The 14,886-nt window shown below is 66.9% G+C and carries 16 protein-coding genes; 3 read left to right on the forward strand and 13 right to left on the reverse strand.

Annotated features, from left to right (window positions below):
* Positions 1-36 precede the first annotated feature (36 nt).
* Positions 37-4,182: a translocation/assembly module TamB domain-containing protein gene (locus U1708_RS05865; protein ID WP_332743686.1), complete on the reverse strand. Its 4,146-nt coding sequence runs from the start codon at positions 4,180-4,182 to the stop codon at positions 37-39.
* Positions 4,179-6,173 (reverse strand): autotransporter assembly complex protein TamA, encoded by a 1,995-nt coding sequence (locus U1708_RS05870; RefSeq protein ID WP_332743688.1) that lies wholly within the window; start codon positions 6,171-6,173, stop codon positions 4,179-4,181. Before U1708_RS05870 ends, U1708_RS05865 begins: the two co-directional genes overlap by 4 nt.
* Positions 6,174-6,305: 132 nt before the next feature.
* Between U1708_RS05870 and U1708_RS05875 the strand changes: the two genes are divergently transcribed.
* Positions 6,306-6,503, forward strand: coding sequence for a hypothetical protein (locus U1708_RS05875; protein ID WP_332743690.1), 198 nt, complete (start codon positions 6,306-6,308; stop codon positions 6,501-6,503).
* 123 nt (positions 6,504-6,626) lie between these two features.
* On the opposite strand, the gene U1708_RS05880 is transcribed toward U1708_RS05875, so the two are convergent.
* From U1708_RS05880 to nadC, 3 genes are read right to left on the reverse strand one after another with little or no spacing between them, the layout of a single operon-like run.
* On the reverse strand, positions 6,627-7,340 hold the full coding sequence (locus U1708_RS05880) for a ribonuclease T2 family protein (protein WP_332743692.1): 714 nt from the start codon (positions 7,338-7,340) through the stop codon (positions 6,627-6,629).
* Positions 7,337-7,795, reverse strand: a complete 459-nt coding sequence (locus U1708_RS05885; RefSeq protein WP_332743694.1) for a hypothetical protein — start codon at positions 7,793-7,795, stop codon at positions 7,337-7,339. Before U1708_RS05885 ends, U1708_RS05880 begins: the two co-directional genes overlap by 4 nt.
* 52 nt (positions 7,796-7,847) lie before the next feature.
* Complete coding sequence (gene nadC / locus U1708_RS05890; RefSeq protein ID WP_332743696.1) at positions 7,848-8,699, reverse strand: carboxylating nicotinate-nucleotide diphosphorylase; 852 nt, start codon at positions 8,697-8,699, stop codon at positions 7,848-7,850.
* Between the two features lie 165 nt (positions 8,700-8,864).
* Here nadC and U1708_RS05895 point away from each other — a divergent pair, with 165 nt between their 5' ends.
* Positions 8,865-9,017, forward strand: coding sequence for a hypothetical protein (locus U1708_RS05895; protein ID WP_332743698.1), 153 nt, complete (start codon positions 8,865-8,867; stop codon positions 9,015-9,017).
* Positions 9,018-9,081: 64 nt separating this feature from the next.
* On the opposite strand, the gene nadA is transcribed toward U1708_RS05895, so the two are convergent.
* The 6 genes from nadA to U1708_RS05925 all read right to left on the reverse strand — a co-directional run bounded on the left by nadA (position 9,082) and on the right by U1708_RS05925 (position 12,935).
* Positions 9,082-10,065 (reverse strand): quinolinate synthase NadA, encoded by a 984-nt coding sequence (gene nadA / locus U1708_RS05900; protein ID WP_332743700.1) that lies wholly within the window; start codon positions 10,063-10,065, stop codon positions 9,082-9,084.
* Between the two features lie 15 nt (positions 10,066-10,080).
* Complete coding sequence (locus tag U1708_RS05905; RefSeq protein ID WP_332743702.1) at positions 10,081-10,803, reverse strand: DUF4230 domain-containing protein; 723 nt, start codon at positions 10,801-10,803, stop codon at positions 10,081-10,083.
* Entirely contained in the window at positions 10,788-11,642 is an 855-nt protein-coding gene (locus tag U1708_RS05910) for an MBL fold metallo-hydrolase (protein WP_332743704.1), read from the reverse strand. Before U1708_RS05910 ends, U1708_RS05905 begins: the two co-directional genes overlap by 16 nt.
* A gap of 402 nt (positions 11,643-12,044) precedes the next feature.
* Entirely contained in the window at positions 12,045-12,368 is a 324-nt protein-coding gene (grxD, locus tag U1708_RS05915; protein ID WP_307086328.1) for a Grx4 family monothiol glutaredoxin, read from the reverse strand.
* An 11-nt stretch (positions 12,369-12,379) separates the two neighbouring features.
* Positions 12,380-12,610, reverse strand: coding sequence for a BolA/IbaG family iron-sulfur metabolism protein (locus U1708_RS05920; protein WP_056057430.1), 231 nt, complete (start codon positions 12,608-12,610; stop codon positions 12,380-12,382).
* Position 12,611: 1 nt separating this feature from the next.
* Positions 12,612-12,935 carry a DUF1476 domain-containing protein gene (locus U1708_RS05925; protein ID WP_307086331.1) on the reverse strand — a complete coding sequence of 108 codons (324 nt, stop codon included), beginning with the start codon at positions 12,933-12,935 and terminating at the stop codon, positions 12,612-12,614.
* 161 nt (positions 12,936-13,096) lie between these two features.
* Between U1708_RS05925 and U1708_RS05930 the strand changes: the two genes are divergently transcribed.
* Positions 13,097-13,240 carry a hypothetical protein gene (locus tag U1708_RS05930; RefSeq protein ID WP_332743709.1) on the forward strand — a complete coding sequence of 48 codons (144 nt, stop codon included), beginning with the start codon at positions 13,097-13,099 and terminating at the stop codon, positions 13,238-13,240.
* Between the two features lie 24 nt (positions 13,241-13,264).
* Here U1708_RS05930 and U1708_RS05935 read toward each other — a convergent pair whose 3' ends face one another.
* On the reverse strand, positions 13,265-14,263 hold the full coding sequence (locus U1708_RS05935; protein ID WP_332743711.1) for an NADPH:quinone oxidoreductase family protein: 999 nt from the start codon (positions 14,261-14,263) through the stop codon (positions 13,265-13,267).
* Positions 14,226-14,855 carry a 3-isopropylmalate dehydratase small subunit gene (leuD, locus tag U1708_RS05940; protein WP_332743713.1) on the reverse strand — a complete coding sequence of 210 codons (630 nt, stop codon included), beginning with the start codon at positions 14,853-14,855 and terminating at the stop codon, positions 14,226-14,228. The genes U1708_RS05935 and leuD overlap by 38 nt, the downstream gene beginning before the upstream one ends.
* Between the last annotated feature and the right edge of the window lie 31 nt (positions 14,856-14,886).

The raw sequence follows: 14,886 nt of genomic DNA on the forward strand, positions 1-14,886 counted from the left end.
GTTCTTCCTAGCGAAACCGGCGTGCGCGATCACCCGTCAATAATCCTTCGAGACGCGGACGTTGGCGCTCTGGCGGCCGAGCGTCGAGATGCTCGACAGCAGCGACAGCCAGCGGGTGACCTGGAACTCGACCTGCGTGGCGGAATAGCCCTGACCGTCGGTCACGATCTCCGCATACAGGCGCCGCGTGACGTATTTGCCCGCCGCGATCGAGGTCCCCTGCCCGGTCTGCGGATCGGCGGGGAGGATGCGGAGACGGTCGAGCCCGGCGGCGCGACGCACCGCGTTGATCGGGTTGAGCCCGCTGCCGCCGCCCTGTAGCGCCGCCACCGCCGCCGCCAGTTGGAGGGCTTCGGGCGCGGACAGATTGGTGATCGAGGTGCCGAACAGCAGCCGCGAGAGGAGTTCGTCCTCGGGCAGCGCGGGCGTGCTGGTGAAGCCGATCTCGGGTTTCAGCGCGTAGCCGGTGACGCGGATCGACGCGCTAAGCCCGGTCGAATCGGCGTTCGCCTCGATATCGAGCGCGGGGTTAGCCGGAACCTGACCATCGAAGCGAATCACGCCGCGTGCCAGTTCGAACTGGCGGCCGGCGAACTCGTAGTCGCCGCGGATCAGCGTGGCGCGGCCGGTAATCGCCGGGTTTGCGGGCTGGCCGGCGATCTGGAGGTTGGCGGACCATTCGCTGGTCAGGCCGAGGCCGCTGACCATGACCTGGTTCGGCGCGCGGGCCTTGATCGCGAGCGTCCAGGGCTTGGTCGGCGTCGCGACTTCCTCACCGCCATCGGGCAGGTTGATCTCGCGGATGTTGAGCTGCGGCACCGCGCTGGCGGCGGTCGCCTGGCCGAGACGATAGCGGCTCTTGTCCAGAACCACGTCGCCGGCGATCGTCCCGCCCGAGCCGTTCGACTTGAACGTGAGCGGGCCGGTAACGGTGGCGCCGATGTCGTCGCGGGCGATCATCACCGCCTTGTCGGCCCGCAGATTGAGGTCGAGGCCAATCCCCGCGGCGGCGGCGAATTCGAACTGGCCGGTGCCGGTGACGCGCCCGCCCTTGCCCGCGTCCGCGCCGAACCGGTCGATCACGAGCCGCGAGCCGCCGAAGCGGCCGGTCGCCTGGACGTTGGTGAGGACGGTGCCGGTGGTCGCGCTTTCGATCCGCGCACCGTTCGCCCGGACGACGCCGCGCAAGGTCGGGTTGGCGAGTGTGCCGACGACGTCCGCGCCGATCGCGACGGGGCCGGACAGGTCGAACAGCTCGACGCCGGTAAGGCGCCAGAGCGTGTCCGCCGGGCCGCTGTACCGGAGTTGCCCGAACAGGCGGGCGTTGCTGATGCGGGACGCCAAGTCCCCCTGCCCCAGCGGCGCGAGTTGTGCCTGGGCGCGCCCGATCGTCCTGCCGGCCGACGCGATGACCGCGCGCAGGCCGAGCTTGTCGGGGGACAGCACCGCCGCCACGCCGACGTCGATCGGGCGTGACGAGAGGACGAGGCCGGCGCGACTGAGGCCGCGGATGGTGACGTTCGCCTTCCCGGTCGGTGCGGCACCGTTCGCGGTCGCGATCGTGAAGCTGCCCGACGCGCTGCCGCTGAGGCCAAGGCCGGGATAGGCGATGTCGAGTAGGGCGAGCGGCATGCGTGTCAGGCTCGCATCGATCGCCGTGCTGGCGGCAGTGAAGCGGCCGCCGACCTGCGCCTCACCACCGCCGAAACTGAGCTTGGTCGGCGCGAGGTGCCAGCCGTCTTCGGCCTGGGTCAGGACCGCGGGCGTGAGAAGTTTCAGCGGTCGCCTGTCGAGCGTGCCTTGGGCGGAGATGGCGTAGCTGTCGGCGGTGACCTGGGTGACGGTCTGAATGTCGAAGGCGCGCCCGCGAGAGCCCGCGATCGACGCCTTGATCGTGCCAACGCCGCCGCGAAGCGACGCGGAACCGTTGAACCGGGCGAGGCTGAGTGCGCCGCGACGCAGACCGAGGCCGGTTGCGGTCGCCTCGATCGAGGTGCCGACGGGATCGAGCAACGTGACGAAATCAAGCTTGCCCTGACGCAGCGCCACGGTGTCGAGCGTCGCGGCCCTGGCGGCAAGATGCCCTTCGATCCGCTGGATCTGGCCGACCGGGCGGAACAGGAGTTCGCCCGAGATACCGCCGCCCGCGACTGCGAGCGCGCCGTTAAAACCGCCATCCACGACCGCGATGTTGCCGGTCGCCTTTGTGCCTGCGACGTTCAGCGCGGCGATGGCGAGCGTCGCATCCCTGCCCGGCGGCAACAGGATCGCGCCGTTGCTGGTGAACGGCCCCAGCCGCGATCCACCCGCCGCGGTGAACGCGAACCCTTGCTGCGTGGGATCGAGATGCGCGCGGACGTTCGACAGGCCAAGCGCTGCGTTGGGGCTTGCGAATACGAGGTCGAGCGTCGGCTTCTCGATCTGACCGTCGAGATTCAGCGTGACCGGACCATAGGTCTGCTGGCGCCCGCCGCCCTCGAAGTGGAAGGTGCCGTCGCGCCGGCGATAGCCGTTCCCGGTAAGCCGGATCTGCGGCGCGGTCAGCACGAGGTTGGTGAAGTGCAGCACGCCGTCGGTAGTGCGTTCGAGGTTGGTGGTGATGCGCGGCAACCCGCCCGCGAGGCTGCGGAAGAAGGCGTTGTCGAGCCGCACCATCTGCGCGCTGCCCTGGCCGATCACGCGCGTGCCGCGGCGGTTCGGGCCGGGGACCACTCGCAGCGTGGACTTCACGTCGACGATGCCGAGGCCGGGGATGAGGTAACGGCCGAGGCCGCCGTTGATGCCGACCTCGAACTGGCCGTTGCGGAGGTCGACCGCCAGATTGATGCTGCCGGCGAGCTTGTCCGAGCGGAGCTTGAGCGCGTCGCCGGTAAGCAGCGTCGGGGTGACACGGAGCAGGCCATCGACCGACAGGTTGCGCAGAATGCCGCCCGCGACAGTGCCAACGCCGGTGACGCGCGCGGCGGTGAAGCGGATCGGCACGGTAACGGGCGCAGCGGACAGGCGGCCCTTGCCGGACGCATGGGCGTTCTCGAACCCGGTCTGGTCGAACGCGAAGCGGCTGGCGTCTAGGCGGTAGTCGAACGCCGCGGTCGCGAACGGGCCATCGAGGATCGCGCGAAGCTCGACCATGTTGCCGGTCATGTTGTCGAACAAAGCTGGCGGCCGCAGCAGTCGCGCCTTGATGTGCACGTCGCGGTAGGCATTGGCGGCGAGATCGATGATGCCGGTCGTGTCGACCGCCAGCGCGGGCGTGCGCAGCGAGAGTTGCCCCTCCAACCGACGGTTGGCGAACCCGGCGCTGCCGTTGACGAGGATGCGCGGCGCGGTCAGCTTTTGCAGGCGGCCCTTCAGCAGCGACGACGGCGCGAGCGTGCCCGACAGGGTGTAGCGGCCGGCGACCTGCGCAAGTGCCAGATCGACGACGCGCGTCGTGCCGATCATGCCGTTCGCGCGGCCGGTCCACTTCGCCCAACTGCCGTCGCCGGTGACAGCGAGCGCGACCGGGCCCTTCGCCTTCACCATCCGCGCGAGTACGCCGCCCGCGGCCCCCTTCGCGGCGACGTCGATGTCGAAGCGGTCGCGCGCGGGCTCGGCGTCGATCCGGAGCTTCAGATCGTCGCTGCCGGCAACGCGGGCCTTCAGGTCGACCAGCGCCCTGCCCGACCGGATATCGGCGCGCCCTTCGAGGGTCCCGATGCGCTGGGTCCCAAGTACGCGCTTCGCCAATGTCAGCCGACCGACCGACAGCTTGCCGATGTGGATGTCGAAGTCGGGCAGGATCGAGCCGCGTGTCTTCGAGGGCCGGGTGCGCGGGGTGTGCGTCAGGATCGCGCGATCGACGATCAGCCGGCGGATCTCGAGCCGGTTCGAGAACCAGTCGAACGGCGACCAGTCGAGCGTGACGTTGGGCGCCTGGAAGACCAGCCCTTCGAGGTCGTACACGCGCAAATCGGTGATGCGGGTGTCGCCGTATAGCGAGCCGTCGATCCGACCGACCGTGAAGCGCAAGCCGTTGGCGGTCTTGATCGCGGCGATCCGGTCCGCGACGAAACGGTGGCCGATATCGGTGTCGACGATCAGCAGCGCCGCGCCGAGGATCGCAATCAGGCCGGCAAGCGCGCCGATGATCCAGCGCCACCAGCGGATGCTACGCTTCGGAGCGGGCGTATCTTCGCTCAAAACGCCTGCCCCAGCGAGACGTACACGGCGATGCGGCTGTCGCCGGGCTGCGGGTTGATCGGCGTACCGACGTCTAGGCGGATCGGACCGAAGTTCGAATAATAGCGCACGCCGATTCCGGTGCCGTATTGCAGCCCGGTGAACTTCGGCAGCGGCGACGTGTAGATGTTGCCTGCATCGAGGAACGGCACGATCCCGAAATTGCCGAAGGCGCGCACGCGGGCCTCGATCGAGAATTCGGTGAGGCTGCGCCCGCCGATCGGGTCGTTGTTGGGATCGCGCGGGCCGATCGACTGGTAGCCATAGCCGCGCACCGATGCGCCGCCGCCTGCGTAGAAGCGTCGTGACGGCGCGACCTGATCGCGCGGTGCGCCGGCGATCGTGCCGAGCCGGGTGCGTGCGGCGAGAACCACCCGATCTCCGAACGGTTGGTAGACGCTGCCGTCGAACTGGGTGCGCGCATAGCCGAACACCGAGCCCTGCAACGAGACTTCGGGGCTGAGCCGTCCGCCGAGGCGGAAGCCCTTGGTCGGGTTGAGCAGGTCGTCCGAGCCATCGTAATTGAGGCTGGTCGGGATGGCGCCGATGAAGAAGGTGCGACGGCGCGGATCGCCGGTCGAGAGGATCACGTCGCGCTCATCCGACGCGGCGAGCTCGGCGCCGAGCGACCACGTCCAGGTCTTCGGGAAGAAGATGTTGGTCTGGCGCTCCAGCGTGCCGGCGAGCGAGTAGGTCTTCGCGTCATAGGCGTTGCGGTTGGTATGCGCGGCGGACGCCTGGAGCGTCAGTACCCGGTCGCGCGCCTTGAAATTGTTGCGGCGGAAGACGACCGAGCCGAGCTGTTCCTGCGTACCGAGCACGCCGCGCAACGTCAGCGCGCCTTCCGGCGGGAACAGGTTGCGGTGCGTCCAGCTGAGTTCCGAGCGGGCGCCCTCGCCGGTGCCGTAACCGAGTTCGCCGGCAATCGTGTGCGGCGGCGCGCGGTCGAGCTTCACAGCGATGTCGACGGTATCGGGCGCGGCGCCCTGCACGGGCTTTAGGTCGACGGAGGATACGAGGCTGGTCTGGATCAGTGCGCGGCGGAGATCGTCGAGCTTTGCCGCGTCGTAGACGTCCCCGGGAGAGAAGCGCGCGATCTCCGCGACGTGGTCCGCGCCGAACACGCGGTTGCCGGGAAGTGCGACGACCTGGCCGAACTTGCGCGCGCCGCCGGGTTGGACGGACAGGTCGAGCGTCGCGGTGCGGGTGGCGTGGTCGACGACGATCGCCGGGTCGCCCACCACGGCGAACGGAAAGCCCTCGCGGCCGATCCTGGTCGTGAGGTTCGCCTGGCCCGCGACGATCGCATCCGAGTTCACCGGGTCTTCTGGCTTCACGCCGAACGCAGTCGTCAGCTCCGGCGCCTTGTCCCCCGCCGCGGCGATGCCGTCGATCGTCACGCCCTTGAATGTATAAAGCGTGCCGGGAGTCGCCGAGAGCACGACCATCGGTTTCGCGCCGGGCTCCACGCGGGTGACGACGTTGGCGTCGTAATAGCCTTGCGCGCGGAGGAGGCTGTTGAGCAGGTCGGCGTCTTCGCGGGCGCGGCGATCGAGCTGGGCTGCGTTCGCGGCCTGGTGATCGTTCGCGTCGAGCGTCGAGAGCGCGGCAAAGCGTTGGCGGAGCAGCGTCGTGTCGAGCGCGTCGATGCCGTCGATCCGCCAGGCGTAGCGGCTCTCGGTATTGGCATCGACCGCGGCGACGGTCGCCGCCGGCTCCATCGGCGAGGCCGCGAGATCGGGCCAGCCGACTCCGATATCGGGGAGCGGGGCGAGCGGCGAATTCGGGTCGAGCGATATCGGGGTGTCGGCGGTCGGGCTCGTTGGAGTTTGCGCGGGCACAGGCGCGGTTTGCGCGTCCGCGGCGGGTATGCCCGCACAGGGTACGGCACCCGCTGTCGTCAGAACGAAAAAGGCGGCGGCCGGCCCGGCTCGCCCGACGCGGAACACCATGTCCGGCTCCTAGCCGGGCTTGTCGTTGCGGAACAGTATCTAACGCCGTATTTTCGCCACGTTTCGTCCGCGTGCGGGACCGGGCTTGGCGTGTGGGTGGCATCCGGCGGCGGCGCGTGGCAGGACAGGGCGATGACCGATCCGACTTCCCGCGAACCCCTTCCCCCCCACAAGGACCCTAGCGCCGCGGGTGGGTTCCTCGTCGCGCTGGGCATGCTGGGCGGCGCCGGGGTCGGCTTTGCAATCGGGCAGGCGACTCCGGGGTTCCTGGTCGGGACCGGGGTTGGCATGCTGGCGGCGGTTCTGGTTTGGGTGCGGGACCGGCGATAGCTCCGACGTTCCCGGAGCTACTCGGTCGCTACTCGGTCGCTACTCGGCACGAACGGGATTTGGGATGGCGGGTCTTGCTACGTTAGTACCGCACCTACTTCCTACCTATTACCGGCTCCCGCGTTATCGGCTCCCGCGCCAGATCTGGAGCGGCGCGCTTGGGTTCAGGCCGCCCTGGTGGACGGGGCAGCGGCGATAGCGGAAGCGGCGGTCGAGGCAGATCCAGACCTCGTCGAGCCAGCCCTGCCTGGTGGCGGTGACGCGCATCATGTCTGGCTTCAGGCCCGGGTTCGCTCCCGCCATCGCCGCCGCGAACCGGCCCGCGGTCAACGGTGTCCGCGACAGTGCGTTCATGTCGGGATAGCGAAGCTTGCCGTACAACCCGGCGGACTGGTCGAAATACTTGGCGGGACGGTAGCCGGGCATGCAGGTGCCGTGCTTGGCCCATTCGTGCTTGAGCAATTGCGCGGACGGCGTGGTGCATATGTGCGCGCGGATCACCGGCGGCGGGACGAAGCCCGCGGCGCGGCAATATTGCGGCCACTCCTTGCCGACGCCGTCGGGCCAGAGGCCGTGTAGCGTGAAGCCGAAGCGGTTGCCCGAACCGCACTGGAAGGTCGAGCTGGTGCGGTCGCCATTCGCACGGCAATATTGCGGCGCCCAGGTGATCGCGAGCGTATAGCTGCCGATCGGGATGTCGCGCTTCGGCTGGCTTTCCGACGGTAGGTCCGGGCGGACGCGCTCGACCGATGCGGGAGTCGAGCATTGATAGGCCTGCGCCTGCACGACGCTCGGCAGGACCACCGCGACGGCGGCCAGGGTCAGTCTGGAGATCATGCTAGGTTTCCCTGGTCGGTATCAGTGTCGAGATCGTCGTCTGCGTCCTGCCCGAACCAGGCTTTGCTGGCCGGCTGGAAGAGGAGCACGGCCGCCGTGACGTAGAGCGCGTTCGCGATCAGCGCGAGGACCGATGCGGTGCCGAGCGTGGCGCCTCCGGTGGCGAGCGCACCCATCGACTGGACCGCGGCGAACGCGGACAAGGCGGCGAGGATTACGACCACCCACTTCGCAACGACGCTCGGTGCGCGGGCGGTGAAGTACCAGAGCAGCACCGTCACCGCGATCCCGATGGCCTGGAACGTCGGCAATATCCACGTCGCCTTGGCGAGGATCGGATTGGCGGTGACGATCGCCTCGCGCTCCGTCCAGGTCATCGCGGTGACGACCGAATCCAGGATGAACGCCGCCCAATAAAGCCGTTCGTAACGAACGATGGCAACCGGCCTGATCATGGTCCTACTCCCTGACCTGGCCAGCCCAAGGCCCGCGCCGGATCTGGCGGAGCTATTCGGCGGTCGCGAAGTCCAGCCCTATATCTGCTGCGGGCGCCGACTGCGTCAAGCGGCCGACGGACACATAGGTCACGCCGCTCTCTGCGATGGCGCGGATCGTGTCCAGGTTGACGCCGCCCGATGCTTCGGTCGGGACGCGGCCGGCGACGAGCGCCACAGCCTCGCGCAAGATCGTCGGCGGCATGTTGTCGAGCAGCAGGTGCGTCGCGCCCGCCGCGAGCGCGGGTTCGATCTGGTCGATGCGGTCGACCTCGACGATGATCTGCGCGATCCCCGCGACCTTGGCGCGACGGACCGCCTCGGCGACGCCGCCGGCGACCGCGACGTGATTGTCCTTGATCATCGCCGCATCCCACAGCCCCATCCGATGGTTCTGCGCGCCACCCATCCGGGTCGCGTATTTCTCCAGCACGCGGAGGCCAGGGATCGTCTTGCGCGTGTCGAGAAGGATCGTGCCGGTCCCGGCGATCGCATCGACATACGCGCGCGTCATCGTCGCGATGCCCGACAGGTGCTGGACGGTGTTGAGCGCGGACCGCTCGGCCGTCAGCATCGCGCGCCCTGCCCCTTCGAGCCGCATGAGTTCCGTGCCGGCCGTCACCTGCTGGCCGTCGAGGACGAAGCGTTCGATCCGTACATCCGGGTCCAGCGCGCGGAAGAACGCCTCGGCGAGATCGAGACCGGCAACGACGATCGGATCGCGGCTGTCCATCACGCCGGTGAACCGCGCATCGGCGGGGATGACGGCGGCGGACGTGATGTCACCGATCGCGCCAAGGTCCTCGGCCAGGGTCGCCGCGACGAAGGCGTCGATATCGAACGACTCGGGCAATGCTGTCTTCACCTGTCTGCTCCGGATTGTTCGTCAAACTATGCTCGGGGCGCGGTGCCAAAAAATCGGCGCGCGTAAAAGCGACTTCGCGAATCGATCAGGCCACGGATTTAATTTCGCGCCATTGGAACCACTGGAGGGTTCGCGGGTTGCCCGGAGACTACCAAGGATATTCTGATGACTACCACGACGATGGCCGATACCGCTCGCCTGCATGCCCTGCTGGACGAGGCGCTCGTACTGGCCGACACGCTCCAGCTTCCGCTCGCCGCCATCCATATAGATCAGGCACTTGCCCAGTTGAGCACGACAGACGTCCCCGCGCTCTGAACGAGTCGTAATATGAACGTGTCGGGCTGAGATCCTTCAGCCCGAGCGACGATTGAGCGGGCCCTCACTTCGGCCCGAGATCACCCTTCCCGACGGTATTCGATGCCATCGACAGCATACGGTCGAGGCTCTTCTTCGCCTGTAGCCGAAGCCCCTCCTCGATCTCGATCCGCGGCGCCAGATCGCGCAGCGCAACGTACAGCTTCTCCAGCGTGTTGAGCGCCATGTACGGACATATGTTGCAGTTGCAGTTTCCGTCCGCCCCCGGCGCACCGATGAAGCGCTTGTTCGGCAGCGCCTTTTCCATCTGGTGGATGATGTGCGGCTCGGTCGCGACGATCAGCGTGTCGCCCGGCATTGCCAACGCGTAATCCAGGATGCCACGTGTCGAGCCGACATAATCGGCGTGGTCTAGGATGATCGGCGGGCATTCGGGATGCGCGACGACGGGTGCGCCGGGGTGCTGCGCCTTCAGCTTCATCAGCTCGGTTTCGCTGAACGCCTCGTGGACGATGCAGACACCCGGCCAGAGCAGCATGTCGCGGCCCGTCTTGCGTGCCAGATACCCGCCCAAATTGCGGTCGGGGCCGAAGATGATCTTCTGCTCGGGCGGGATCTGCGCGAGGATCGTGTCCGCCGAGGAACTCGTGACGATGATGTCGGAGAGCGCCTTCACCTCGGTCGAGCAGTTGATGTAGGTCAGCGCGATGTGATCGGGATGCTTGGCGCGGAAGGCGGCGAACTGCTCGGGCGGGCAGCTGTCCTCCAGGCTGCATCCGGCGTCCATGTCGGGCAGCACGACGATCTTGTCGGGCGACAGGATCTTGGCGGTCTCGGCCATGAACCGCACGCCGCAGAACGCGATGACGTCGGCGTCGGTCGCGGCGGCCTTGCGCGACAGGTCGAGGCTGTCGCCGACGAAATCGGCGAGATCCTGAAGCTCGGGCTTCTGGTAGTAATGCGCGAGGATGACGGCGTTCTTCTCCTTGCGGAGGCGCTCGATCTCGGCGCGGATGTCGATGCCGGCGAAGTTCTGGTTCAGTTCCATGGTCGTATCCCGAGTTTAGCGTGCATTCCCTAGCACGTCCTGCAGCGAGCGCGAGGTGTCCCAGCGTTCGGTATTTGCGACCGGCTCGTCGGCGAAACGCACCGCGACGCTCGCGTCGATCCCGGCGGCGCGCAGCGGCATCGCGAAACTACGCTCGACCGCACGGCGGGTGGCGTCGCGCGCGAGCTTTATCATCGCCGGCTCGCGCGCCTGGCGGATCAGCTCGATCTGGCCGGCGCGGCGGTTGGCGGCGTCGAGGCGCTTCTCGGCGTCGGTGAACGTGGTCAGCACGCCGCCCGAGCCATATTCGCGGACCGCGTTGAGATCGACCTGCGGGCCATCGGCCTCGACTGCGGGAAGGCGCACCGACAGCGTCTTCGAATTGCCGTCCCAGACAACGTCCGATTGGGTGAGCTTGCCCATGTCGACCTCGTACCGGACCATGCCGGGCATGATCAGCGTCTTTTCGGTCGTGAAGCCGAGCTGTGACTGTTTCGAGGTGACGACGGCGACGTAGCGCGCAGCGAAAGCCGACAGGCGGTTCTGTTCGCGCAAACCTTCGAGGCTGGCGCTGGCGATCGTGGTCGGATCAGGCGTGAGTCGGTCGCTGACGTAGCGCTGCACACCCCAGAGCACGAGCAGACCCGCGAGAACGAGGATCATCACCACGCCGACGGCCTTGGCCAGGAACGGGGCCACACCGCTCTTGCGGACGGGTTCGTTCACGTCGTTCGCCATGTGTCGCCTTCCTCGGTTACCAGTCCGCGCGCTGTCAGGTCGTAGAGATGCGCCAACACCGAACGTTCGGCCGCCGGCACGAGTTGAGGGCCGAGACCGACATACATGCGTTCGACCATCGCCGGGATCGGCTGCGCGCCTTCGCGGAGCAGGCGGAGGATTTGCCCTTCGCGCTGTTTGCGGTGCCCCAGCATGCCGCGGACGAGGCGTTGCGGCTTGTCGATCGCCTCGCCGTGGCCAGGGTAATAGACGCGGTCGTCGCGGCCCATCAGCTTTTCGAGGCTTGCCATGTACGCCGTCATGTTGCCGTCGGGCGGCGAGACTATCGTCGTCGACCAGCCCATCACGTGATCGCCGGAGAACAGCGCCTTCGTCTCGGGAAGCGCGAAGGCAAGATGGTTCGAGGTGTGGCCGGGGGTTGCGATCGCCTCCAACGTCCAGCCTTCGCCGCTCACGGTGTCGCCCTCAGCAAGAACACGATCGGGCGCATAGGCGGCGTCGAACGATGCGTCTGCTCGCGCGCCGGTGTCTGTAAGGTCGAACGGCGCGGCGCCGACGATCGGTGCGTGGGTGACCGCCTGGAGCGGGCGCGTGGCCGGACTGTGGTCCCGGTGGTGATGCGTGATGACGATCGCGGTCACTTCGCGACCGTCGATCGCCCGCATCAGCGCATCGATGTGGCTGGGATCGTCGGGGCCGGGATCGACGACGGCAAGATCGGTCGTGCCGACGATGTGCGTCTGCGTCCCGGTATAGGTGTAGGGGGAGGCATTGGGCGCGAGCACGCGAACGACGAGCGGCTCGAGCTGGATCGGGATACCGGTCGGATGCTCAGCCATGGATGCGAAATGGCGGCTCGGCGCGGCGATGGCAAGACCTCGTTGGTCGCGGAGGCTGTCGACGTACTTTACAGGTCCGGCCGCATCGAAGCCGCGTTAACCTTCGAGCGTCCTGCAAATCCGCATCGGTCCGGTCTTGGCACGCGCCCCGCACCGTGCGCGTCAGCGTTTTGCGCAGGGTGGACCGATCGCTACCGTCCGGTCTCGCATCGGTCCACCCTCCCCGGTGTCGATGCAAAGCAGGCGAACAACCGCCCGGTAGCCATCACAGTCATGCTGTCGATAGCCAGGATCAGGGTAGCTCAAGACGGTGCTGCTTGATTCCGTCATCCCGACGTTTGTCAGGATGACGGAAGAGGCGTCTGGGACGCTCGACTTCGGTCGAACGCCCCGACGCGAGCATCAGTTGGCCTTCTGCGTTTCGAACAACTGTGCCAGTTCGCCGCTCTCGTACATTTCCATCATGATGTCCGAACCGCCGACGAATTCGCCGCCGACATAGAGCTGCGGGATGGTCGGCCAGTCCGAATAGGCCTTGATGCCCTGACGGATGCCCTGGTCCTGCAACACGTCGACGCTCTCGAACTCGACCTCGAGATGGTTGAGGATCGCGATCGCGCGGCTGGAGAAGCCGCATTGCGGGAACAGCGGGCTGCCCTTCATGAACAGGACTACCGGGCTGGCTTTGACCACGGCGTCGATGCGGGCGTTGGTATCGTCGGTCATGTATTCGGTCCTCAGGAAATTGCGGTCGTAAGCTGTAATGCGTGCAGGACGCCGCCCATGCGGCCACCAAGCGCGGCGTAGACGGCCTGGTGCTGCTTCACCCGGCTCATCCCGGCAAAGCTGGCGGCGGTGACCTTGGCAGCATAATGATCGCCGTCGCCCGCGAGATCAGTGATCTCGACCTGGGCATCGGGGATCGCGTCCTTGATCATGGTGGCGATATCGTCGGCAGCCATCGGCATATCAATGCGACTCGAGCAATTGGCGACGCGCTTCGATCATCTGCTGCGCGAGCGCGCGGCGGACCGTGGCCTCGTCGTGATCGAGACCGGCGGCGGTCAGGTCGCCGACCAGTTTGCGGACGACGTCGTCGTCGCCGCCGCCTTCCATGTCGGCATGCACCAGCGCCGTCGCATAGGCGTCCGTCTCTTCCGGTGTCAGCTGCATTTCGTGCGCTGCCCAACCACCAAGCAGGCGATTGCGGCGCGCCGTTATCCGGAACGCCAACTCCTCCTCGCGCGCGAAATGCGCTTCGCTGGCGCGTTCGCGGTCGTCGAAAGTGGTCATTGCGCGGGTCCCCGTTCAGTCTCGTCTTCGGCCCCGAGATAGGTCGCACAGGGCCCCCGCGCAACAATCGACGAAAACGTACAAAAACCACTGGAACTCTGGTGCGGTTGTAACGATATATAAGTCGATCACGTGACACAGCGCACGGATAGGAGAGTGATATGTCGACGCTATCCCAGCGACCATCCGTTTCCCTGGCCAAAGTGCGCACAACGCCGCCGGTGATGCACGGGCTTGCCTACGGAATCTTTGCGTCGATGGCGATATGGGGCGCGATCGCCGCCGTGGCATATAAAATGATCTAAGCCCCTAGGTAGAGGTGGCTGCGATCAGCCTACCTCTACGACGAGTTTCCCGATAGCGCCGCGTGCCGCCATCTTCGCGATGGCTTTGCCGCCGTCCTCGAACGCGAATGTTTCCGTGACCCGCGGCGTGATCTTGCCCGCTTCCCACAGCTCGAACAGCGTTTCGATGTGCGTCTGGTTCGCCTTCGGATCGCGTGCCGCGAACGCGCCCCAGAATACGCCACAGACGTCGCAGCTCTTGAGCAGCGTCAGGTTGAGCGGGAGCTTCGGGATGCCGGCGGGGAAGCCGACGACTAGATACTTGCCCTCCCACGCGATCGATCGCAGCGCTGGCTCGGCATAATCGCCGCCGACCGGATCGTAGATCACGTGCGCGCCGTCGCGACCAACCGCGGCCTTGAACTGTTCGGCGAGCGCCTTGGACTGGTCCTTGTCGAAAGGGGCGCGGGCATAGATCAGCGTTTCGTCAGCGCCGGCGGATTTGGCGGCAGCGGCTTTTTCCGCGGACGACACGGCTGCGACAACCTTCGCGCCGAACGCCTTGCCCAGTTCGATCGCGGCGAGCCCTACCCCGCCGGCCGCACCTAGCACGAGCAGGGTCTGCCCCGCCTTGATATGGCCGCGGTCGAGCAGCGCGTGGATCGTGGTGCCGTAGGTGAGGATCAGCGAGGCACCCTCGGCGAAGCTGCGGCCTTCGGGGAGGCGGTACAGCTTGGCGGGGTCGGCGATGACCTTCTCGCACAGGCCGCCGTGACCGAGCATCGCGATGACGCGGTCGCCTACATTCCAGCCGGTGACGCCCTCGCCGATCGAGTCGATCGTGCCGGCGATCTCGCCGCCCGGTGCGAACGGGCGCTGCGGCTTGAACTGGTATTTATCCTCGATGATCAGGACGTCGGGGAAGTTGATCGCGCAGGCCTTGACCGCAACGACGACCTGTCCGGGACCGGCTGCCAGATCAGGCAGCTCGACCATTTCCAGAGTTTCAGGTCCGCCGATCGCCTTCGACACCAATGCTCGCATACCCGCTCTCCACCGTCATCCAGGGACGATTCGATGCGACCGCCTCCTCGAAATTTGAAATCTGGGTATCTCTTGCCAGCGTCAGGCCGACTTCGTCCAGCCCTTCCATCAGGCATTGGCGACGGAATGCGTCGAGTTCGAAGGTGAAGCGATCCTGGAACGGGGTGGTGACGGTCATCGTCTCGAGATCGACGGTGACGGTCTGGTCCTTTGCAACCTCCAGCAAGCGGTCGATCGCTTCCTGCGGGAGGACGACGGGGACAATGCCGTTCTTGAACGCGTTCCCTGAGAAGATGTCGGAGAAGCTCGGCGCGATGACCGCGGTGATGCCCATGTCGGCGAGCGCCCAGGCCGCATGCTCGCGGCTGGAGCCGCAGCCGAAATTGTCGCCGGCGATCAGGATCGGCGAGCCGGCGTAGCGTGGGTCGTCGAAGATATTGCCGCGCTGCGCGCGCACCGTCTCAAAGGCGCCGCGGCCGAGACCGGTGCGCGTGATCGTCTTCAGCCAGTGTGCCGGGATGATGACGTCGGTATCGATGTTCTTGGCGCCCCACGGATAGGCGCGGCCCGAAACGGTCGTGACCGGGGTCATCGCTGTTCCGTGCGCTCCGGAACCACACGCG

The organism is Sphingomonas arabinosi, assembly GCF_036663715.1.
Classification (GTDB): Bacteria; Pseudomonadota; Alphaproteobacteria; order Sphingomonadales; family Sphingomonadaceae; genus Sphingomonas.